Raw genomic sequence first — 21,614 nt, forward strand, 5'->3', positions numbered from 1 at the left:
GCCAAGTCAGGCATACCAGCTCCAGTAAGCTGAAACGGGCTTTCTGTCAGACTACCAATGAGAAGCTGTTCGAAAACGGACAAAACTGTACGGAATTGAACGATTAACTAAAGTAAGCAAGCTGTTCCCCTGATCTGTCTATAACAATTTAACCAACCTAGTTGTTTAGAACAATTCCAAATTACGTAATCACCGACTCATGTCCGATAAAAAGATTGCTTTTTATTATTTTTGTTCCATCCAAAAAATTCACTTTTTTGGCCTATAACCACAAATTAATCACAATTAATAGTATTCTTTGGGAATTGTATTGATATATAACACTCCGCGAAAAAGGATAAATAGCTAAGATGAGTATTTATAACGATTATATTAAAGAGATTGAAGAACGTAAAATCCAGGGTCTTCATCCTAAACCTATTGATAGCGCCGATTTATTAAGCGAAATCATCGATCAGATCAAAAATGTAAATAATTTTAACAGGGCAGATGCTGTTAATTTTTTCATATACAATACCTTGCCGGGTACCACGGCCGCAGCAGGTGTTAAAGCCCGGTTCTTAAAAGAAATTATTGCAGGTGAAACTGTTGTTGCAGAGATTACACCTGATTTTGCTTTCGAGCTCTTATCTCACATGAAGGGCGGTCCTTCCATTAAAGTTTTGTTGGATATTGCCTTGGCAGACAATGGTGATAAAGCCAAAAAAGCTGCCGATGTGCTTAAGACACAGGTATTCTTATACGATGCCGATACCGATCGTTTAAAGGAGGCTTACCACAACGGCAATGCCATAGCCAAAGAAATACTGGAAAGTTATGCCAGAGCCGAATTTTTTACCGGATTACCTCCTGTTGCTGAAGAAATTAAAGTAGTAACCTTTATAGCAGGTATTGGCGATATTTCTACGGATTTATTGTCTCCGGGTAACCAGGCGCACTCGCGTTCTGATCGTGAATTACACGGCAAATGCATGATTACACCTGAGGCACAACAGGCCATTAAAGACCTTCAGGCACAACATCCCGATAAAAGCGTGATGCTGGTAGCCGAAAAAGGTACCATGGGCGTAGGTTCTTCACGGATGTCGGGCGTAAACAATGTGGCCCTTTGGACAGGTAAAAGATCAAGTCCTTATGTGCCATTTGTAAACATTGCACCAATTGTTGGTGGTACCAATGGCATTTCGCCTATTTTCTTAACCACAGTTGATGTGACAGGTGGTATTGGTATCGACCTGAAAAACTGGGTAAAGAAAACCGATGAGAATGGAAATGTAGTGCGCAATGAAAATGATGAACCGGTTTTAGAAGAAGTATATTCAGTAGCTACCGGAACGGTGCTTACCATTAATACCAGAACCAAAAAATTATATAACGGCGAACAGGAGCTAATTGATATTTCTAAAGCTTTAACGCCGCAAAAAATGGAATTCATTAAAGCGGGTGGCTCTTACGCCATCGTTTTTGGCAAGAAAATCCAAACCTTTGCGGCCAAAACTTTAGGGATAGAAGCTCCGGTTGTATTTGCTCCGGCTAAAGAAGTATCTATTGAGGGTCAGGGTTTAACTGCTGTAGAGAAAATATTTAACAGAAATGCGGTAGGTTTAACACCAGGTAAGGTTTTACATGCCGGTTCTGATGTGCGCGTAGAAGTAAACATTGTAGGCTCGCAGGATACTACCGGTTTAATGACGGCTCAGGAATTAGAGGCTATGGCTGCAACGGTAATTTCACCAATTGTTGACGGTGCTTACCAGTCAGGTTGCCACACGGCATCTGTATGGGATAAAAAAGCACAGGCAAACATCCCAAAACTGATGAAATTCATGAATGATTTCGGGGTGATTACGGCGCGTGACCCTAAAGGTACTTATCATTCAATGACTGATGTGATCCACAAAGTATTGAATGATATTACAATTGATGAATGGGCAATCATCATTGGTGGCGATTCACACACCCGTATGTCAAAAGGTGTGGCTTTCGGCGCCGATTCTGGTACAGTGGCGTTGGCATTAGCTACCGGCGAAGCCTCTATGCCGATTCCGGAATCAGTAAAAGTAACTTTTAAGGGCGAGATGAAAGCACACATGGATTTCCGTGATGTGGTACATGCTACACAACTGCAGATGCTGCAACAGTTTGATGGCGAAAACGTATTCCAGGGCAGGATCATCGAGGTACACATCGGAACTTTACTGGCCGATCAGGCCTTTACTTTTACCGACTGGACTGCCGAAATGAAAGCAAAAGCTTCGATCTGTATTTCGCAGGATGATACTTTAATCCAATCGCTGGAAATTGCGAAAAACCGTATCCAGATCATGATTGACAAAGGTATGGACAACCATAACCAGGTGCTTCAGGGACTGATTAACAAAGCAAACAAACGCATCGAAGAAATTAAAACCGGTATTAAACCAGCTTTAATGCCTGATACAAATGCCAAATATTATGCAGAGGTAGTAATCGACCTGGATTTAATCAACGAACCTATGATTGCCGACCCTGATGTGAACAATGCCGATGTTTCTAAACGTTATACGCATGATACCATCAGAGATTTAACTTTCTACGGTGGTGATAAAAAAGTAGACCTTGGTTTCGTAGGTTCTTGCATGGTACATAAAGACGATTTGAAAATCGTTTCACAATTATTGAAAAATGTAGAGAACCAAACCGGTAAGGTAGAGTTTAAAGCACCACTGGTAGTGGCTGCTCCTACTTACAATATTATTGATGAACTGAAAGCAGAAGGCGACTGGGAATACTTACAGAAATACTCAGGATTTGAGTTTAGCGATGCCTTGCCTAAAAGTGTAGCGCGTACCGAATACGAAAACATCATGTACCTGGAGCGCCCTGGTTGTAATCTTTGTATGGGTAACCAGGAAAAAGCTGCTAAAGGTGATACTGTGATGGCTACTTCTACCCGTTTATTCCAGGGACGTGTGGTAGAAGACAGAGACGGCAAAAAAGGGGAATCATTACTGGCTTCTACCCCTGTTGTGGTGCTTTCAGCTATCCTGGGCCGCATTCCAAGCATCGAAGAATATAAATTAGCAGTAGATGGCATTAACTTAACCAAGTTTACCCCTATTTCTACAAAACAATAAGAAACAAAAAAGCATATTATTTGTTAACTTTTAGAAAAGGCTATCGGAGAAAATCTGATAGCCTTTTACTTTGCATAAATAATTGCATAGAATGGTTTTAAATAAGATATTATGACAAATCTCGAAAATAAATCTGTTTAAAATTGTTTACTTTAGAGAGTACCTTATTGATAATAATTATAAAAATTTAAGTATGGCTTTTGATATAGACATGATTAAAAAGGTGTATGCAAACTTTGGTAGCCGCGTAGAGGCTGCACGTAAAGTTGTGGGCAGGCCTTTAACATTATCTGAAAAAATATTGTATGCACACCTTTGGGATGGAGATCCTAAAAAGGCGTTTAAGCGTGGATCTGATTATGTAGACTTTGCACCAGACCGCGTAGCGATGCAGGATGCTACCGCACAGATGGCTTTATTGCAATTTATGCAGGCGGGCCGTCCGAAGGTTGCTGTGCCTTCTACTGTACATTGCGATCACTTAATTACAGCCAAAGAAGGTGCGGCCATAGATTTACCTCACGCCAAAACAGAAAGCGCAGAGGTTTTTGATTTCTTGTCATCTGTATCCAACAAATATGGTATCGGTTTCTGGAAACCAGGCGCTGGTATCATCCACCAGGTTGTATTGGAAAACTATGCTTTCCCGGGTGGAATGATGATCGGTACCGACTCGCACACGGTAAATGCCGGCGGTTTAGGCATGGTAGCTATTGGTGTTGGTGGTGCTGATGCCTGTGATGTAATGGCGGGTTTACCATGGGAACTAAAATTCCCTAAATTGATCGGTGTAAAACTAACAGGTAAATTAAACGGCTGGACGGCTGCCAAAGATGTAATCCTAAAAGTAGCTGGTATTTTAACCGTAAAAGGTGGTACCGGAGCTATTGTAGAATATTTCGGCGATGGTGCTACTTCCATGAGCTGTACCGGTAAAGGTACCATTTGTAACATGGGTGCCGAAATTGGTGCAACCACATCTACTTTTGGCTACGATGAGAGCATGGAACGTTACCTACGCGCCACCAACCGAAACGAAGTGGCAGATGAGGCGAATAAAATTGCTGCTTATTTAACAGGTGATCCGGAAGTTTATGCCGATCCTGAAAATTATTTCGATCAGGTGATCGAGATTGATTTAGATACTTTGGAGCCTTACCTAAATGGCCCTTTTACACCAGATTTAGCTACTCCGGTTTCGCAAATGAAAACGGAAGCAGAGAAAAATGGCTGGCCATTAAAAGTAGAATGGGGTTTAATCGGTTCTTGTACCAACTCTTCATACGAAGATTTGTCGAGAGCAGCTTCTATTGCCAACCAGGCCATTGCTAAAGGTTTAACCACCAAAGCAGAGTTTGGTATTAACCCGGGTTCTGAGCAGGTTCGTTATACTGCAGACCGCGATGGTTATTTAAAAACTTTCGAGGATTTAAATGCAACAATATTTACCAATGCCTGCGGTCCATGTATTGGTATGTGGGACCGTACAGGTGCAGAGAAAGCAGAAAAAAACACCATTGTACACTCATTTAACAGAAACTTTGCTAAACGTGCCGATGGTAACCCGAATACTTTCGCTTTTGTAGCTTCGCCGGAAATGGTGGCAGCCATTGCCATTTCGGGCAATTTAGGATTTAACCCATTAACAGATACCTTAACTAACGATAAAGGTGAGCAGGTTAAATTAGACCCGCCTACCGGCTATGAATTGCCAACCAAAGGTTTCGCGGTAGAAGATGCAGGTTTCCAGGCACCGGCAGCTGACGGCTCGCATGTACAGGTTTTGGTTTCGCCAACTTCGCATCGTTTACAATTGTTAGATCCGTTTGCACCTTGGGAAGGCACCGACCTGAAAGGGCTGAAACTCCTGATCAAAGCTAAAGGTAAATGTACAACCGACCATATTTCGATGGCAGGCCCATGGTTAAAGTTCCGTGGCCACCTGGACAACATTTCTAACAATATGCTAATTGGTGCGGTAAACTATTTCAACGATAAAACAGATACCGTTAAAAACCAGTTAACTGGCGAGTATGGTCCGGTACCAGCTACACAACGCGATTATAAAGCTGCTGGTTTGGGCTCAATCGTAGTGGGTGATGAAAACTACGGCGAAGGCTCATCACGCGAGCATGCAGCCATGGAGCCGCGTCACCTAGGCGTACGTGCCGTATTGGTAAAATCTTTTGCCCGTATCCACGAAACCAATCTTAAAAAACAAGGTATGCTGGCCTTAACTTTTGCCGATAAAGACGATTACGATAAAATTTTAGAAGGTGATACGGTAGACATTTTAGGCTTAACCGAGTTTGCTCCTGACCAACCGTTAACACTGGTATTACACCATGAGGATGGTACTACAGAGCAGTTTGCTGTTAACCATAGTTATAATGCACAACAAATTGAGTGGTTTAAAGCTGGTGGTGCGTTGAACATCATCAGGGCTGAAGCAGCGGCTAAGGCAGCGTTATAGTCTGAAGTCCGGTGTCGGAGGTCCAAAGTCCGCATGTAGGATATCAATCCCGTTTTGTTAAGTCAAAACGGGATTTTTTGTTTCATAAGAATCGTCATCTCGACTGAAACGCAGTGAAACGGAGAGATCTATTTAATTGGATTTAGCTTCGCTGATCATTTGTCTAGTTCTCAACTTTCTTACCAATAACGGCCGCATAGCTAATGGTCATTTCTTTTCGCTAACCATGTTAGGAATTCAGTAGTTTTTCCCCACCTGCACTTGCAGACAGAGCGAAATCTATCTATACAGATTTCTCGACTCCGTTGCACTCCGCTCGAAATCACGGTTCCTTGAAGCTTATACTGTTCGTTTTAACGCCTTTGTTTTTTTAAAAATGGTTGCCAGTAGTTACGATGGAATAGATAACGAGATAAAATTTACTCAAACTCATATCCACAATCATAACAATGATTGCACTTATTGGCTTTAATTGGGGTAGTGAAAGTTAAAAAAGCTAGTATGGTAGCCCAAAGACTATATTTTTTATCGGTTGCCATACCATAGCCTACGTTGGTAGAGCCGCATTTTTCACAAACGGTTTTACCTTCGGCTGATTTTTCTTCACCGGTAATTTCATCTGTTGATTCAAAATCCAAACTATTGTCTTCTGCCAACAAAGCATTAATGGCTTCCACATCGCGTTCAAAAACAATGAGTTTAACACCGCCAATGGCCTGGTTGTAGAGCGGCTGGATTGTGGAAACATTTTCATCAGCCAGGAAACAGGCAAATCCACTATCTTCCAATTTGGCTTTTATGATATTGGCCTCCATCGGGTTGTAATAGGTGCTATAAACTACGGTTCTATCATCCATATTCCAAACATAAGAATTTGTTTTATAATCAGAACGGCTGAAAATCAATTATGTTTTGAGAAATTCTTTCCACCAGTAGCCCGAATCTTTAATGGTACGTTCCTGGGTTTTAAAATCATTATAAACCAGCCCAAATCTGGCTGTAAAACCCTCTGCCCATTCAAAATTATCCATTAATGTCCAGGCCATGTAACCCGCGATATTTACTCCTTCATTTTTTAGTTTGAGCAGTGCTGAAAGGTAAAGTTTAAAATATTCTATCCGTTCCGGATCATTTACACGCTTATCAATTAATTTATCGTGGTAGGCAGCGCCATTTTCGGTAATGAGAATATTTTTGATGGCCGGATAGGCTGCAAACTGTTTTACAATATTGTAAAAGCTATCGGCATTAATTTCCCAACCCATTGCCGTATGCGGCTTTTTTCTGCTCTTGGCTTTCACTTCCCAGGCCTGGATGACCGGGATGAAAGCATTGTATTTCACCGTTAACGGAAAATAGTTTTGAAGACCGACAAAATCAAAGTCGAATTTCATCCTTTCCTGCAATCGCCAGGCACCATACTCAATCTGGAATTTTTCAAGTACATCCCAATCTGCCGTAGGAAAACCCATGCCTAAGGTAGGCTCTACAAACAAACGGTTCATTAAACAATCTATCCGCTTTGCAGCCAGTACATCATTATCGCTTTCGGTGTAAGGGATTATTTCTGAGCAGGAATATGTAGTTCCGATGTTAGCATTGGCCACCTCGGCACGTAAAATTTTGGCGCCATCGGCCTGGGCTAAAGCTGTATGCAATACTGCAGGAAAAAAATTGGTCAAGCCTGTTTTCCCCGGCGCATGTATTCCAAGCATATAACCCAAAGAAGTATAACCAAAAGGTTCATTCAGTACGATCCAGTTTTTTACTTTATCGCCATATTCTAGGGCACAGATCGTAACAAAGGCATTAAAGGCTGCATTAATGCTAAAGCTCGTCCATCCACCCTCGTCTTCTAAGGCCTGGGGCAAATCCCAGTGATAGAGTGTAACATAAGGTGTGATTCCCTGTGATAAACATTCATCAATAAGATGATGGTAAAAACGGATGCCTTCCTCGTTTACTTCTCCTCTTCCATCGGGCAAAATCCTTGACCAAGCGATAGAAAACCTGAACACATTAAATCCCAGATATTTAACGAGCGCGACATCTTCGGCATAACGATGATAAAAATCGCAGGCAGGATCTAATTTATGGTTCTTTTTAATCTTGCCGTTTTTTGCCGTAAAGGTATCCCAGATGGATGGGCCTTTACCGTACTGTGTTGCTGTACCTTCTATCTGCGCCGCAGCAGTCGCTACTCCCCACAAAAAATCCGAACCAAAATCACTTGCTTCAACCATTGTTTACCGATTAATTGCCATAAGTTGCGAGTTTAATATTAACAAATCATTAACAAGCAAAATGATTCGAAATAAAAACAATTTTTAATATTTTTACCCATGCGCTACTCATTCATTTCTTTTCTATTGGTATTACTAAATCTCGCTGCCTTTGGGAAATTCGCGCCACCTCTTAATGATGAACTGATAAATGCCATAAATATTACCAATACGAGTGCATATTGTAGTGCGGATGCCGAATTTAACAATTTAGAAGCTACAGCAAGTAACTATAATAAAGCCCTAAACTGGCCATCAGTTGGAAAAGATGTATGGTATAAGTTTACCGCATCTAAGTTTGATGTTAATATTTCTGTTAGCGGAAAAATTGATGCCGCTAGTAAAAATACCCTGATTGCCCCATTGGTGGCCCTATATTCGTTTGATTCGGCAACAGGCTCTATAAGCGAGCAGTCTGGCTCGCAAGCCACATCAAATAATGTTATTTCATTATACAAAGGCGCTTTAACAGTGGGCCAGGTATACTATGTTAGGGTAAGTGCAGCGAACGATGCTACCGGTACCTTTAAACTTTGTATTGATAATTATTTCCCACCCATACAACCGGGGCAAGATTGTGGAACCTTCTCGGTACTATGCACAAAAGAAACCTTTACACAGCTTAATGTAACGGGAGCAGGAGCTAACAATCAAGAATCGGCCGGAACCTGCCTGGGTAAAGAATCTAACTCCGCCTGGTATATGTTTAAGGCTTCCAAACCCGGTGATTTGACTTTTGTAATCACGCCTACGGTAACCTCAAATGATATTGACTGGATTTTTTATGATTTAGGCATAAACGGAGATTGCAGTAAAGTAAGTGGCGCAACAGCTATACGTTGTGCATCGGGCAGTGGTGTAGATTGCAGTCCTTCTTATTATAAAACCGGCCTGAGCATGACGGAAACAGATTTAACTGAAGCATCAGGATGCCCTGCTGGCCAAAATGGCTTTGTGAAATACGTAGAGCTCGAACAGGATCATGTTTATGCGCTACTCATCGATAATTACTCGGGAGGGAATAATGGCTTTACTTTGGAATTTGGTGGTACGGCAGATTTTGCAGGGCCAACTGCAGAGATCGATGTTAAAAAACTAAATCCATGTACCAACAGCCAGGCGTATATTTTCGAAAGCAAAGCATCAAACTTTGCCACCTTAAAATGGTCTTTTGGCGAAGGGGCAAGCCAGGCTTCTGCCACCACAGCAGGGCCACATACTATAACATATAATACACCTGGCGAGAAAATTGTGGTTTTAGAAGCCAAAGGTACAAACGGTTGCAATGTAGTGACCACGCAAACGTTTATTGTAGCAAATACACCTGAAAAACCAGCAATAAGCGCATCAAATGTGAATTTATGCCAGGGGGACGTACTAAAACTAACTACTCCCTTTTTAAATTTGGCGAGCTACCACTGGTCAGGCCCAAACAATTTTAATTCGACAAGCCAAAATCCCGAAATTCCGGCAATCGGACCTGAGATAGCTGGTACCTACAAGCTTTATGTTCAGGTTGGGGATTGTGTGAGTGAGATAAATTCGGTGAAAATCTTATCGGTCGATTTAAAACCTGAAGCAATGTTTTCGATTGAGGTGAATAATAAGTGCGAAACCGACCAATCTTTTTCTTTCATCAATGCCTCTAAAAATTATACAAAGCTTACCTGGAATTTTGGCCAGGGAATAAAAAGCCAGGTTGCCACGGGTAACGACAGCAAAACAATAACCTTTACTAACCCTGGACTCAAAACAATCACGCTAACAGTTGAAACCAATAATGGCTGCCTATCAACTTTTACAAAAGACATTTTAGTAGAAGTGAAGCCGGAAAAACCAGAAATAACTATTAATCAACCTGCTTTTTGTTTAAAAGATATTATAAAATTATCGGTACCGGCACAAGCGGGGATCACTTATGCGTGGACCGGGCCAAACAATTATTTTGCCAGCACAAATGCCATTGAAATTCCGATAACAGATTTTAATGTGGCCGGAGAATATCAGGTTGTATTAACATCAAGATCTTGCAGCTCTGCCCCTGCAACTATCGTCATTCCGGCTATTGCCAGAATTCCAATTGCTAACTTTTATACCGAACCCTCTTTTAATGTAAAATTTTCGGCTCCTGTACCCATAACATTTACCAATACCTCAGTTGACGGGGATTTTTATGAATGGCGTTTTGGTGACGGTTTTAGCTCCCCGGAAAAAAGCCCAACCCATATTTATCAAACCGATGGGGTATTCCGAATTACGTTAACTGCATTTTCTAAAAACGGGTGCTCTAATTCGGTCACCCAAGGTGATCTGATTATCAAAAAGAATACATCTACATTTGTTCCTAACGCGTTTTCGCCAAATGGTGATGGGATTAATGACGAGTTGGTTATTGGTGTAACCAACCTTAAAAAATATAACATTCATATTTACAATCGCCTTGGTACCCAAATATTCTTTACCAATAATATATTTGAAAATTGGAATGGTACTTATAAGGGTAACGAACTGCCAGTTGGTGTCTATTATTACATCATTTCTGGCCTTGACTTATCAAATAAAAACATTAAATATTCAGGTTCAGTAACCTTAATAAGGTAACTTGTCAAAATACCTTCATTCGATCTCAAACTGGATGATGGAAAAAAATATTTTCTTAGTGCCAGATGGTAACATCAGGCACCAAAATTAGACACCACAATTAGCTAAATTCACAATTATTAAACAGCTAATTTTGAACGAATTCGGTCTGGCTGTCTTCATTCCTTAGCGGATAAGTTCTCATGCTGATAATGGTAATGAGAAACGTAGGTCCATAGGTAATCACAAACTCATCAATTGAAAGGTACCTTAATTTTCCAAATAACAACAAATACACCAAAAAGATGATAACTGACGCAATAAAGGCTTTACCTGCAATAGTGCGTTTAACATAAACTATCTTAGTTTTACCATCAATCTTCCTCATGTTAAATAAAAGTGCACAAAAAGTTAATAAAAGGAATACGCCAGCGTCCTTTATATCAAGATTAACGTTGAAATTGTAGTTTGCAGATACAAGCGACAGGAGATTTATATACCCCATCATAATGACAAAAGTGATAGGGAGGCAAAACAATAAAGTAGTTAATGTTACTTTTAAAGAATAATTGACTGCTTCTTTCATAGCGTATTTAATTTAGATTGAGCTTAGGTGTACTAAGATACAAATTCTCTGATTTTTTCGCTACGTTTTTAGTACAGTCTGGTTTTAAGCGGTCTGATTGATCAAACTATTTTTTGCCACAAGGAAAGATGGTCAGATCTTACACCACTTACAGCTGGTAAAATCTGGAATCATTTATCAATCATCCAGCTTTAATCCAATCTCTTTAAGCAAAATAGCAGCATTAAAAGTTTTGCACGGACCGTGTTTTAACTGATAATCAAATCTCATTTCTCCATCTGTAATCTGGATATCAAAATGGAAATTCCGGACTGCTTCGGGATGATCGATAATCAGATCAGCCAGTTGCAGGTCGTGGGTAGCAAAAAGGGCAGGCGTGTTTTCAGCAATCAGCTTTTGGATAAAAACCTTTGATCCTAAATATTTATCGCGGCTGTTGGTGCCCCGAAGCATTTCATCAATCAACACAAAAGTGTCTTTATCTTTTACCACATTATCCAAAATCATCTTCAAACGGTTCAGTTCTGCTTTAAAGGTAGAGGTACTTTCGTTCAGCGAATCTTTAATCCGCATATAAGTATTGATGGAAAAAACAGCTAATTGCATTTTTTGGGCGCAAACCGGTGCCCCTGCATAAGCCAGCACCATATTAATGCCCAAAGTGCGCAGAAAAGTGCTTTTACCAGCCATATTAGAACCTGTTACAATATCAACAGTTGGTTTGGCCTCCACCCGAAAATCGTTATTTACCCTTACCTCCTGATGAATAAGTGGATGACCAATATGAGTAGTAGCCAGTGCAAACTGATCGGTAATGACCGGAAATACCCAATCTGGCTGATTGTAAGCCATTGTAGCCAGCGAAATCAATTCTTCAAAATCGCCCAGATGGTCAAGTGCAGTAATTACATCTTTTGAAGATGATTGATACCAATTATCTAAATGAATACAGCATTTTAAATCCCAAAGTAAAAGCGCATTGAGTACACCTCCCACGATGATATTTAGCCTGGCATCAAAATTTTCGATAATCCTTGTTAAAGATCTAATTTCCTTACTCACCGGAATTTCCGAATCAAGTAAGTTTAGTGTGTAGCTGCTTTTCCAATTTTGGCTTTCCGTCCATAAAATGGCCCTTGCATATCCGTTTAGCTGGTTCGAACTTCCGCCGAAGCTATAAAACACTTTGTTTATTTTTGAGCCCAGCAATACGTTCCACCCAATATGGATTACAACCAAAAGCGCTAAAACTTTCCAGAAAACACTACTTACCAAAATTGCAGTCAGTAGCATAGCAATAGAAACATATGGCACCAGCTTAACATAAAACCGTATAAAAGATCCTTTAACAAAGCTCAACTGTTCACCCAGCAGGTTTTTTAGCTGCACTTTGATCTGCTCTATTTTTTCAGGATCGTAGCCATGCAGGTTAGCCCTAAAACTATAGGTTTCTGCTATATGATGTTTTATTTCATTTATGGCTTCCTGCCGGAGCAATATCCGATCCCTTGTCGTTTTCTCTGAAAAATTTTTAGCCAGCAACCTGATGCCGGTTTTGGTACTGCAACGGTTGGTGAGCGCAAACAGTGATGAGGTACCAAAAATATCAAGATCGGATGTATAAGGATGCTGTTCAGCCTCGAATGCTTTACCATGGTCATATCCGTTAGGGGCACCATGCAGCATGTTCCATTCGTTTTGATAAACCCATAAAAGTTGTTTTTTATAATCGATTTCACGATCCAACCGGCTTTGTCTGCGCACTACAAATGCAAAGGCAATAACCGGCAGTACTAAACAAATCTGGATTAATGTGCGCAGGTTGTCGTCTGCTGAACGCAGCAGCAAAACAAAGAATAAAATTTCGGCCAGAAACAAGCCTATACGCAATAAGGAAAGCTGATCGATCAGCTTTTTTGTTCGATCTATATGGGCAGTAACCTCATTGATTTTCTCCTGGTAACCGGCTATTATGGCTTCTTGTAGTTTCTGCATAAACTTTATTTTCTATATATTTCCGAAGGTATCAGATCGATAGATTGTCTTTTTTGTTACAATTTCTCTAAGTTTGAATTTCAAAATCCTAAAGATAGGCAAATTATTAAATGAAGATTACCCTGATCGCCATTGGCAAAACTGAAGATAAATATTTAATTGAAGGAATTGAGAAATACATCAACCGGCTAAAACATTATATCAACTTTAGTTTTTTAGCCATACCTGATGTAAAAAATGTTAAAAACCTGAGTGAAGCGCAACAAAAAGCAAAAGAGGCAGAGTTGCTACATAAGCAGATCAATAATGGCGATATGGTAATTTTACTGGACGAGAAAGGGAAAAAATATTCTTCGGTTGAATTTTCCAGCTATTTAAACAAACAGATGATCGGCAGTGTTCAACATTTGATCTTTATTATTGGCGGCCCTTACGGATTTGACGACAGTATTTACAAACGGGCAAATGGCTTAATCTCACTATCTGATATGACTTTTTCGCACCAGATGATCAGGTTGTTTTTTGTGGAGCAGCTTTATCGCGGATTTAGTATCTTAAAGGGGGAACCTTATCACCATGCTTGATGATGGGAAATGCTTGAGGTAAGATGTGCGATGGGAATAAGATATGGAAAAAGGAAATATAAATCATCATTAAATAAAAAGACACCATGTTATTAGATAAATATAAAAGGGAATACAGGTACAAGAGCCGCCAGGGCGGCAGCAACAAATACTTATGGATCAGCATTATCATTTCACTGATTATTGGTGGCTTGATCTGGTATTTCGGTTAGGCGCATAAAAAAACACCAGACAAACTGCCTGGTGTTTTTTTTATTTCCAGTATTAAAGCTTAAACTCCTTTTTTACTGGTCATATTCGCTTTTTTAGCAGGAGCTGAAGTTTTAGTAGTTGCTTTTGCACTGGCTGCTGCCTTAGCGCCCGTAGCTTTTACTTTTTTATCGCCTGCTTTTTCTTCAGCTAATTTAGCTTCAGCAGCCGGAGCCGGAGTTTCAGGTGCTTCTTCCGTAAACAAAGGCAAATCTTTTAAAAGGTTATACCAGGTAATGATTTTTTTCATATCTGAAGCATAAACTTTTTCCTGATCGTGCCCCGGAGCAACTTCCAAAAAGAAAGCGCGTAAATCGCCTTTAAGATCCGGAGTACTTCCTTTTGCAGAAATTTTGGCAAAAATATCAGCCAGTTTAATTTCTTCTTCTTCGCCATATACCGTAATATCTTCTAACGAAGCTAATTTTGTGTTGGTGATGTTGGCTACAATTTTAGTTTTTTGCGCATCTAAGCCTTCTAAAATATAACCCACCTTATTTTGTCCAACCAGTTTAAATAAACCTGGTCTGCCAGATACGGCAACAATTCCTCTTAAGTTCATATGATGTGTGTTTAGCGGTTGGGGGTTAGCGAAATAAATTGTCTACCGCCAAACGCATAATATATTTAATGTTTAAAAACCATTACTGAGCACCTGGCGTAGTGCTTTAAACGCTTACCACCAAACGCCTAGCGCTCTTAATCTTCTACAACTTCAATATTTACAATCTTATCACCCTGACGGATATCATCAACAAGATCTACATTTTCGATAACTTTACCAAAGCAAGTGTGGTTACGGTCTAAATGAGCAGTATTGGCTCTGCTATGACAGATGAAAAACTGTGAACCACCAGTATTACGGCCAGCATGTGCCATCGATAAAACACCACGATCGTGATATTGATTTTCACCATCTAGTTCGCAGTCGATTTTGTAACCCGGGCCACCAGTACCTGCTAAATGTGCCTTAGCAGGATCTTTTGAATTCGGACATCCGCCCTGAACCACAAAGTTAGGAATTACACGGTGAAAAGTTACGCCATCGTAAAAGCCCTCTTTAGCTAATTTTTTAAAGTTTGCAACGGCTTTAGGCGCATCGTTATCGTAGAATTCTACGGTCATATCACCTTTTTCTGTTTTTATTATTGCTTTACTCATATCAATATCGGTACTAATTTTAAATTTTGTCCGCCAAAAAAATTTTATAATTTTCAGTAGAGGGCAAAAATAACAAAATTGTATAACTTATAACATCATTAAATTTTTCTATCCAGTTTAAATGCGGTATTTTAGTGTTTTAAGCTAACGATTTGATAAAGAAATATTATATCCTGCTCATCTGCCTGCTTTGCTCTTTAGGGCTAAGGGCTTCTTCCCTATTAATTTATATGGATGAGGACCAAAAAAACCACTTAAAAGCTTATGGTATTGCCTATTGGACCATCAGTAAACAACTGGAGGTGGATTGGCTTTTAAATTATCGTGGCGGAAGTTTTTTGATTAAATACAATAAAATAGTTGAAGATGAGCTTAAAATCCGCGGCGTATCTTATGAAGTAATGGCCGATGGAAAGGTAACCAGCCTGCTAAACGAAATCAGCGATCCTGCTGTGAATATGGAAATGGTTAAACTGGAGAAAACGCCCAAAATTGCCGTTTACTCTCCAAAAAGCAAATTGCCCTGGGATGATGCTGTTACACTTGTTTTAACCTATGCAGAAATTCCATACGATGTGATTTACGATGACGATATTCTTCAGGATAAACTAAGCAAATACGATTGGCTGCACCTGCACCATGAAGATTTTACAGGTCAGTATGGCCGTTTTTGGGCTAACTTCAGGTATGCAACCTGGTACCAGGAAGATGTTAAAAACCAGGAAGCACTGGCCAAACGTATGGGCTATAAAAAAGTTTCGGAAATGAAGTTAGCCGTAGCCAAACATATTAAAGAGTATTGTGCCGGTGGCGGTTTTTTGTTTGCCATGTGCTCTGGTACCGACAGTTTCGACATTGCATTAGCTGCGGAAGGTGTAGATATCTGTGCCCAGATGTTTGACGGGGATCCTGCAGACCCGAATGCACAATCGAAGCTTGATTTTAACAAAACCCTTGCTTTTCAGAATTTCAGGCTGGATAACAATCCCATGAATTATGAATTTTCGGATATTGATGTCACCCAGACCCGCACATTAAACCAAACCAATGATTATTTTACTTTATTCGACTTTTCTGCCAAGTGGGATCTGGTGCCAACCATGCTTACCCAGGATCATGATAAGGTGATTAAAGGTTTTATGGGACAAACTACTGCCTTTAAAAAAAGCCTGGTAAAAACAAGTGTAACCGTTCTGGGCGAAAATAAGGGCGCAGCAGAGGTACGATATCTGCATGGCGAAATCGGCAAAGGTCAGTTTACTTTTTACGGCGGACACGATCCGGAAGATTATCAGCACGCAGTGGGCGATCCGCCAACAGACCTAAGTTTGCATCCAAATTCTCCCGGCTACCGCCTGATCTTAAACAATGTACTTTTTCCGGCAGCCAAAAAGAAACCTCAAAAAACTTAAATTTATAAAATTTAATGCCTGGTATTTTTTTGCCTGAGCTTAAAAGTCTGTCTATCCTTGCTGTATTCCTATTATGTATACAGTAAATGGTTCCTGATATCATTTCTAAAGTAGACCGTAAATACACCTGATCTTCACTAAAATTATACTGATAGCCAATAATTTAGCTAACAAATTGTAACACACTTGATACTTTGGCACAGCTTTTGGATAGATACTGGCAATTAACAAACAGGGTAATACCTGAAATTTAAACCAGATTTTTATAAAAGAAAAATATCATGAAAAAGTTATTATTTAGTGCTTCAATCGTTTTATTAGCAACAGGTGCTTTCGCTCAAAACACTATGACGGGTAGCGATGCGAGATTTGGAATAAAAGCCGGAGTAAACCTGGCAAGATTTCACGCAAGTGGTACTGATGGCAGTACAACATATAATGACAATGCAAAGGATAATGTTGGTTTTAATGTTACTGCATTTGCTGATTTCGGTGTAGGAAACAATTTCTTCATTCAGCCAGGAGTATCATTACAGAGCAAGGGTAATAAATTTGAATCTACCGGCACAACAACAGTTGGTAACAACAGCATTACTACCACCTCATCTATTAAAACAAATTTAATGGCTATTGAAGTACCGGTTAATGCAGTGTTCAGAATTCCTACAGGTACTGCAGGTGCGGTTCAGATTAGTGCGGGTCCTTATATCGGCTTTAACATTTCAGGTAAAGATAAAGGACAAACGACAACTACAACGGTCAACAACAGCAATAATACCAGCGCAACTGTAACTACTTCTAATGACAGAGACCTCTCTTTCGGCAGTGCCACTGACAAGAATTATGGTAGCACAGATTTTGGTGCAAACTTTGGTTTAGCTTACCGTACAAATTCTGGATTTTTAGTAGGTGCGAACTATGGTTTAGGACTTTCAAATTTAATTCCTAAAGATAGCCGCGGTAATTCTGATGCAAAATTGACTAACCGTGTGTTAGGATTTTCAGTAGGTTATTCATTCTAGTCTGGAAAAAATACAGCATAAAAAAACCTTCCTGGTATAATCAGGAAGGTTTTTTTATGCTTTTAATTATGCTCTACCCTAATCATAAAAATTCCAGCTTACGCCGAATTTTAGTAAGGCGTCTTGCATAGGGTATCTATTTACCGTATAATAACCCGGTTGGAAAAGACCTTGATTTACAAAATCATATTTAACAAAAATATTGGCCCTTTTCAAATTAGCCTTAAAAAATACATCAACTATTGGTCTTGACGGCAGATTCGTTGGATTACGCTCATCAATATAAAATTGAGCTGTAGCCGGTGAATATAAGTAATTTGCATATTCAGAGTTATACCTCACATCAAATCCTACATTGGCTTTTAATACTTTGAAAAAGGTATTATCAAAATAAATACTGTTATAAGTATAAAAATCAGGTGTTCTTAATACGGCATTTTTATCTGTTTTCTGATAAGCAACATAGTTTTCCATCACAAATTTACCAAACCTGGTTTTCTTGGATACATCCACCCTGATTAGGCTAATATCAGCGGTAGTCTGTTTTGGTAAAATAGCAGTTGTGCCATTAGTATGATCTGCAGCAAAATAAAGATAGTTGCTGGTTAAGTAATATTTGGCGCCTGCAGTAAAACCATACCGATCATTAATGTAATTGAAGGATAAATTGGCAATTTTGGTATTCTTAAAATCGTTGTCTGTCCACTGGTAATGATTGCCATGGTAATAATTAAAAATAGCCGCCGGAGTTTGGTTCTGCGCATAAGCCCCCAACTCAATCCTGCCAATGGTTTTGCCTAAAAGAATTTTACTTTTCGCTTCATATAAATAATCCCCGGCGTTTTCGCCCTGCAAAATTTGCTGTACATCTAGATTGAAATCTATGTTATTAGAAAACCGATAACCCGCCGCGCCTAAAATAGTGATGTTTTGATATGCAAACCTGCTTTGTTCATAACTGGTGCCATCCTGCTTTAAGCCCAGGTATTCATGTGTATAATAATCGTGCCTTACACCCGCATCAACCTTTAACTCATTTTTTATAACCGAACTATTTTTTGGCCTTAAAAAGAAACTGTAAATAAATTCATTCTTGATGTGTTTTACATGGGTAGAATCGTCGGTATATACCGTACTCGCCATTCCGGGAGGCAGCACATTGTTCGGATCAGCTCCGTTTTTATAGAAATCATAACTATCATTATTATACTCAAAAGTGTATGAAACCTTATTGGTAGGCAAAACCGCATTATTAACATTTACGGAGGTATCTATCCTGCCTACATAATAGGTTTGTTTCAAGAAAATGGTATTTTTCCGGTACAGATTTCTGGCGTCAGATAAGTTTATAGGCTCTGCCTCTCTTGAAATTTTAGAATAGTTAGGTTCGAATAACCCTGTAGCTACTGTAGAACCATTCTCATAGGCGCGCATGGTGTTGAAAATTGCCGATGCCCACATATTGTAACGTTTATTGGGCGACTGATACCATGAAAATATGGCAACATTCAAGTTATCGCCACGCTGCCTGGAATAAAAACCCTTGGAATCGCCACGGTTAAAATTGACACCAACGTTCCAGTTTTTTTTAATATTCTGTGTATGTACAGCCCTGAAAAGCTGCTCTTTTTGGCCTGCACTTATAAAGTATAAGCTGGTAAAGGGCGTTCTTGCCTGATAGTAAATGATATCATCAGGTGTTAGCGCATAATAATCAAGAGAATGAAAACCTACGTCAAAACCAATGCGCTTACTGGGTTCGTACAGTAAGGGCCTTGCCGAAAGCCCCATATTACCATTGTTAATGGTTGGATGGGTGGGCTGTAAAAGCGGGCTATAGTTCTGAATATTAAACGTTGAGGTGTCAAGCGGCAATAGCACAATGCTATCTTTCGTTAAAGACAGCTTGGTAAAACGAATATATTTCGCGGTAAAAACTACAGAATCTTTGGCGCCATCCAGCTTTTTCCTAACTGAATCGAGTTCTTTATTGGTACCAACACTTGTTTTTAAATCTTGTGAAAAGGCTTTGCTTAAGCCTAAAAGCAGGAAGAGAAAAAAACAGATCTTAACAGCTTTATGCATCTTATAGTTCAGAAATTAAGCGGGTTAAAATCTCAGTCATCTTAGGTTCGGCTTTAGCGGCCGCGGCTAAAATTTCATCCAGGTCAAAAGGTTGCAGATCTTCCGGAAAACCTTCGTCTGTAAGTACCGAAATGGCAAAAACAGGCAAACCAGCATGGTTGGCCACAATAACTTCTGGCACCGTACTCATACCTACTGCGTCAGCTCCAATTAAACGCAGGTAACGGTACTCAGCCTTTGTTTCTAAATTAGGTCCGGAAACTGCAACATATACACCTTTATGACATTTGATATCAACACTTTTAGCGATTTCCAAAGCTTTGGCTATAATATCGCGCTTATAAGGCTGGCTCATATCCGGAAAACGCGGACCTAATTCACTTTCGATCAAACCACGCAACGGATTATCCGGCTGTAAATTGATATGATCGTCGATAATCATCAAATCGCCCTTTTTAAATTCGGGATTTAAGGAACCCGCAGCATTAGACACAATTAAATTTTCAATACCCAAACCTTTCATTACCCTAACCGGAAAAGTGATTTGCTGCATGCTATAGCCTTCATAGTAATGCAAACGACCTTGCATGGCTACAATTCTCTTCCCGTTTAATTTCCCAAAAATGAGTTTCCCGCTGTGGAACTCTAAAGTAGAAATGGGAAAATTGGGGATATTAGAATACATCAGTTGATGTTCAATTTCGATTTCTTTTACCAGACCACCCAGGCCAGTACCTAAAACAATACCTATTTCGGGCTTAAAGTTCTCTGTTTTGCGTTTTATATATTCAACGGTTTCTTCTATTGCTCTTAACATAATTTAAAATGAGTTCGTCAAAGGTAATCTTATCTTCTTCAAATAATTCAACCTCTATGGGTAAATAATATATAGGTAAATCTACCAGTAAATCTTTAAATCCGGTAGCTCTTAAACGTTTGCTATCCTTTTCTGTTGTGATTATGATTTTATCTTTTTTATCACTGGCCATAAAAGCCGATTTAAATTTCTTAAGATCATCAGTTTTAAAGCTATAATGATCAGGAAATTTTTCGTGTTTGATGTTTTCAGCGTATTTTTCCAGTTCTTCGATTAAAGGATCGGGATTTGCAATTCCAGTGAGCAGGAAAATTTCGAAATTTTTAATCGACTCCAGCGTATGGCGTTCGTTCTGGTATAAATGGATCAGATCGCCATATTTTAAGTAAGAATGTAGTACAGGCTGATCTGCATTTGGCTGTAATTCATTTACCGATGCCTGTTGGGCCACATGCAATAAAGGCACGGGCGATTTGGTAACCAAAAATACATCGGCTCTTTTGCGTGAGGAGAAAACATCCCTTAAATTACCTGCAGGCAGCAAAAATTGCAAAGTGCCTAGTTTTCTGAACTCGAAAAGCAAAATATTTAATCCAGCCCTAATGGCGCGGTGCTGAAAAGCATCATCCAGAATGATCATATCATGATTGTTTTGCAACTGTTTTACCCCTTTTACCCGGTCTTCGCATACCGCCACGGTAACCTGCTTAAATTTCTGGTAGTACTGTAAAGGTTCATCACCAATCGTTTCGGCAGTAGCATCATCATTGGCCAGGATAAAACCGCTGGTTTTTCGCCCATAACCCCGGCTTAAAATAGCTACTTTATAGTCCGAAAGCAACCTGACTAGGTATTCGGTAGTTGGTGTTTTTCCAGAGCCACCAACAGCGAGGTTGCCCACGCAAATCAAAGGTAGGTTGAACGATACACTGCGCATGATTCCCCAATCATAAAGCTTTTTCCGTAGTGTAATGGCCATGGCATAAACCAATGAAAAAGGAAGCAATAAAAGGCGTAAATAATTAACTAGCATAGTATCGTGTTTTCAAAATTACTGATTATTTAAAAAAGAACGGCATTACTTTAGGCAATGCCCTTTAACTGAACCTTTGCCGTTTAAAAATGTTTGCTGAATAATACCCACTCGGAAACTACTATGGTTTAAATTGATGAGGTTATATTTTTATTTTTATACTTCCTTTTTCACTAAAAACATAAATACATATCTCCAAATGAGCGGTTAGTAGCTGGC

General features: G+C 39.6%; 16 protein-coding genes. 7 read left to right on the top strand and 9 right to left on the bottom strand.

The features are described from left to right. Nucleotides 1-350 precede the first annotated feature (350 nt). Both ACFE6N_RS16365 and ACFE6N_RS16370 read left to right on the top strand, forming a co-directional pair. A complete protein-coding gene (locus ACFE6N_RS16365; RefSeq protein ID WP_378938190.1) occupies nucleotides 351-3,116 on the top strand; it encodes a bifunctional aconitate hydratase 2/2-methylisocitrate dehydratase in 2,766 nt (921 codons plus the stop codon). A 193-nt stretch (nucleotides 3,117-3,309) separates the two neighbouring features. Continuing rightward, the gene (locus tag ACFE6N_RS16370) at nucleotides 3,310-5,589 is read left to right on the top strand and encodes an aconitate hydratase (RefSeq protein WP_378938192.1); all 2,280 of its coding nucleotides are present in this window, start codon (nucleotides 3,310-3,312) and stop codon (nucleotides 5,587-5,589) included. Between the two features lie 419 nt (nucleotides 5,590-6,008). Here the strand turns inward: ACFE6N_RS16370 and ACFE6N_RS16375 are convergent, their stop codons facing one another. Further along, nucleotides 6,009-6,446, bottom strand: coding sequence for a DUF2007 domain-containing protein (locus tag ACFE6N_RS16375; protein ID WP_378938194.1), 438 nt, complete (start codon nucleotides 6,444-6,446; stop codon nucleotides 6,009-6,011). 48 nt (nucleotides 6,447-6,494) lie between these two features. Then, on the bottom strand, nucleotides 6,495-7,832 hold the full coding sequence (locus ACFE6N_RS16380; protein WP_378938196.1) for a GH1 family beta-glucosidase: 1,338 nt from the start codon (nucleotides 7,830-7,832) through the stop codon (nucleotides 6,495-6,497). Nucleotides 7,833-7,931: 99 nt separating this feature from the next. On the opposite strand from ACFE6N_RS16380, the gene ACFE6N_RS16385 reads away from it, so the two are divergent. Continuing rightward, nucleotides 7,932-10,472, top strand: a complete 2,541-nt coding sequence (locus ACFE6N_RS16385) for a PKD domain-containing protein (protein WP_378938198.1) — start codon at nucleotides 7,932-7,934, stop codon at nucleotides 10,470-10,472. A 127-nt stretch (nucleotides 10,473-10,599) separates the two neighbouring features. On the opposite strand, the gene ACFE6N_RS16390 is transcribed toward ACFE6N_RS16385, so the two are convergent. Next, on the bottom strand, nucleotides 10,600-11,037 hold the full coding sequence (locus tag ACFE6N_RS16390; RefSeq protein ID WP_378938200.1) for a hypothetical protein: 438 nt from the start codon (nucleotides 11,035-11,037) through the stop codon (nucleotides 10,600-10,602). A gap of 177 nt (nucleotides 11,038-11,214) precedes the next feature. Next, nucleotides 11,215-13,032: a MutS-related protein gene (locus tag ACFE6N_RS16395; RefSeq protein WP_378938202.1), complete on the bottom strand. Its 1,818-nt coding sequence runs from the start codon at nucleotides 13,030-13,032 to the stop codon at nucleotides 11,215-11,217. Between the two features lie 110 nt (nucleotides 13,033-13,142). On the opposite strand from ACFE6N_RS16395, the gene rlmH reads away from it, so the two are divergent. Beyond that, a complete protein-coding gene (rlmH, locus tag ACFE6N_RS16400) occupies nucleotides 13,143-13,616 on the top strand; it encodes a 23S rRNA (pseudouridine(1915)-N(3))-methyltransferase RlmH (RefSeq protein WP_090983930.1) in 474 nt (157 codons plus the stop codon). Nucleotides 13,617-13,702: 86 nt separating this feature from the next. Further along, on the top strand, nucleotides 13,703-13,828 hold the full coding sequence (locus ACFE6N_RS16405) for a hypothetical protein (RefSeq protein ID WP_262987382.1): 126 nt from the start codon (nucleotides 13,703-13,705) through the stop codon (nucleotides 13,826-13,828). Nucleotides 13,829-13,887: 59 nt separating this feature from the next. Here the strand turns inward: ACFE6N_RS16405 and ACFE6N_RS16410 are convergent, their stop codons facing one another. Further along, nucleotides 13,888-14,427 (bottom strand): DUF5606 domain-containing protein, encoded by a 540-nt coding sequence (locus ACFE6N_RS16410; RefSeq protein WP_090983932.1) that lies wholly within the window; start codon nucleotides 14,425-14,427, stop codon nucleotides 13,888-13,890. A 137-nt stretch (nucleotides 14,428-14,564) separates the two neighbouring features. Next, entirely contained in the window at nucleotides 14,565-15,026 is a 462-nt protein-coding gene (locus ACFE6N_RS16415) for a peptidylprolyl isomerase (protein WP_090983934.1), read from the bottom strand. A gap of 230 nt (nucleotides 15,027-15,256) precedes the next feature. On the opposite strand from ACFE6N_RS16415, the gene ACFE6N_RS16420 reads away from it, so the two are divergent. Beyond that, the gene (locus ACFE6N_RS16420) at nucleotides 15,257-16,438 is read left to right on the top strand and encodes an asparagine synthetase B (RefSeq protein ID WP_378938315.1); all 1,182 of its coding nucleotides are present in this window, start codon (nucleotides 15,257-15,259) and stop codon (nucleotides 16,436-16,438) included. A 281-nt stretch (nucleotides 16,439-16,719) separates the two neighbouring features. Beyond that, a complete protein-coding gene (locus tag ACFE6N_RS16425; RefSeq protein WP_378938205.1) occupies nucleotides 16,720-17,460 on the top strand; it encodes a porin family protein in 741 nt (246 codons plus the stop codon). 78 nt (nucleotides 17,461-17,538) lie between these two features. On the opposite strand, the gene ACFE6N_RS16430 is transcribed toward ACFE6N_RS16425, so the two are convergent. The 3 genes from ACFE6N_RS16430 to lpxK are packed head-to-tail and all read right to left on the bottom strand — an operon-like array spanning nucleotide 17,539 to nucleotide 21,395. Continuing rightward, nucleotides 17,539-19,545 (bottom strand): putative porin, encoded by a 2,007-nt coding sequence (locus ACFE6N_RS16430; protein WP_378938207.1) that lies wholly within the window; start codon nucleotides 19,543-19,545, stop codon nucleotides 17,539-17,541. Between the two features lies 1 nt (nucleotide 19,546). After that, on the bottom strand, nucleotides 19,547-20,362 hold the full coding sequence (locus ACFE6N_RS16435) for a purine-nucleoside phosphorylase (RefSeq protein ID WP_090983940.1): 816 nt from the start codon (nucleotides 20,360-20,362) through the stop codon (nucleotides 19,547-19,549). Continuing rightward, nucleotides 20,334-21,395 (bottom strand): tetraacyldisaccharide 4'-kinase, encoded by a 1,062-nt coding sequence (lpxK, locus tag ACFE6N_RS16440; RefSeq protein WP_378938209.1) that lies wholly within the window; start codon nucleotides 21,393-21,395, stop codon nucleotides 20,334-20,336. Before lpxK ends, ACFE6N_RS16435 begins: the two co-directional genes overlap by 29 nt. Nucleotides 21,396-21,614 lie beyond the last annotated feature (219 nt).

This window comes from Pedobacter sp. BG31, assembly GCF_042464845.1.
GTDB lineage: Bacteria > Bacteroidota > Bacteroidia > Sphingobacteriales > Sphingobacteriaceae > Pedobacter > Pedobacter suwonensis.

Bases quoted from the DNA above. Each gene is read 5' to 3' on its own strand.
- ACFE6N_RS16365 (WP_378938190.1), top strand. From the start codon at position 351: ATGAGTATTTATAACGATTATATTAAAGAGATTGAAGAACGTAAAATC.
- ACFE6N_RS16370 (WP_378938192.1), top strand. From the start codon at position 3,310: ATGGCTTTTGATATAGACATGATTAAAAAGGTGTATGCAAACTTTGGT.
- ACFE6N_RS16375 (WP_378938194.1), bottom strand. From the start codon at position 6,446: ATGGATGATAGAACCGTAGTTTATAGCACCTATTACAACCCGATGGAG.
- ACFE6N_RS16380 (WP_378938196.1), bottom strand. From the start codon at position 7,832: ATGGTTGAAGCAAGTGATTTTGGTTCGGATTTTTTGTGGGGAGTAGCG.
- ACFE6N_RS16385 (WP_378938198.1), top strand. From the start codon at position 7,932: ATGCGCTACTCATTCATTTCTTTTCTATTGGTATTACTAAATCTCGCT.
- ACFE6N_RS16390 (WP_378938200.1), bottom strand. From the start codon at position 11,037: ATGAAAGAAGCAGTCAATTATTCTTTAAAAGTAACATTAACTACTTTA.
- ACFE6N_RS16395 (WP_378938202.1), bottom strand. From the start codon at position 13,032: ATGCAGAAACTACAAGAAGCCATAATAGCCGGTTACCAGGAGAAAATC.
- rlmH (WP_090983930.1), top strand. From the start codon at position 13,143: ATGAAGATTACCCTGATCGCCATTGGCAAAACTGAAGATAAATATTTA.
- ACFE6N_RS16405 (WP_262987382.1), top strand. From the start codon at position 13,703: ATGTTATTAGATAAATATAAAAGGGAATACAGGTACAAGAGCCGCCAG.
- ACFE6N_RS16410 (WP_090983932.1), bottom strand. From the start codon at position 14,427: ATGAACTTAAGAGGAATTGTTGCCGTATCTGGCAGACCAGGTTTATTT.
- ACFE6N_RS16415 (WP_090983934.1), bottom strand. From the start codon at position 15,026: ATGAGTAAAGCAATAATAAAAACAGAAAAAGGTGATATGACCGTAGAA.
- ACFE6N_RS16420 (WP_378938315.1), top strand. From the start codon at position 15,257: ATGGATGAGGACCAAAAAAACCACTTAAAAGCTTATGGTATTGCCTAT.
- ACFE6N_RS16425 (WP_378938205.1), top strand. From the start codon at position 16,720: ATGAAAAAGTTATTATTTAGTGCTTCAATCGTTTTATTAGCAACAGGT.
- ACFE6N_RS16430 (WP_378938207.1), bottom strand. From the start codon at position 19,545: ATGCATAAAGCTGTTAAGATCTGTTTTTTTCTCTTCCTGCTTTTAGGC.
- ACFE6N_RS16435 (WP_090983940.1), bottom strand. From the start codon at position 20,362: ATGTTAAGAGCAATAGAAGAAACCGTTGAATATATAAAACGCAAAACA.
- lpxK (WP_378938209.1), bottom strand. From the start codon at position 21,395: ATGCTAGTTAATTATTTACGCCTTTTATTGCTTCCTTTTTCATTGGTT.